Source organism: Planomonospora algeriensis, from assembly GCF_977012225.1.
The window spans coordinates 1-562 of the sequence record NZ_CDRNDK010001061.1; the positions used below are offsets into that span (position 1 = coordinate 1).

1 protein-coding gene is annotated in these 562 nt (G+C 79.4%); it reads right to left on the reverse strand.

The window, feature by feature from the left end; translation table 11 throughout:
• A partial coding sequence (locus ACWJ6R_RS37800) for a tyrosine-type recombinase/integrase (protein ID WP_449066777.1) occupies window positions 1-562 on the reverse strand: 562 nt, incomplete at both ends.

Below are 562 nucleotides of genomic sequence, written 5' to 3' on the forward strand. Positions count from 1 at the left end.
CACTCCCGCAGCCGCTCCGCCGCGGCCAGTGCGCGGGTCCGGGCCGCGGCCGGAGCGTGGCCGAGCAGCTCCTGCACCATCGCGGAGTCGGCGCCCCCGTCCAGCAGATGGGCGGCGAACGAGTGCCGCAGCATGTGCGGCGAGACCCCGGCCAGTCCGGCCCGCTCGGCGGCTGCCTGGAGGACCTCCCAGGCGCCCTGCCGGGTGAGTCCGCCGCCGCGGGCGTTGAGGAAGACGCTCCGGCCGCCCCTGCCACGGGCGGCGAGACCCGGCCGGGCCGCGGCGAGATAGGCCTCCACCGCGTCCCGGCCGGGCCGGCCGAGCGGCACCGCGCGGGTCCGCCCGCCCTTGCCGCAGAGCCTGACCTGGGGGGCCTCCGGGACCAGGTCGACGTCGTCCACGGTGAGGCCGACGGCCTCGGAGATCCGCGCGCCGGTGCCGTACAGCAGTTCCAGCAGAGCCCGGTTGCGCAGGGTGAGCGGGGCGCCGTCGGGGCCGGAGGCGGCGATCAGCCGCTCCACCTCGCCGACGCCCATCGCCCGGGGCCGGGCCGCAGCCGGCG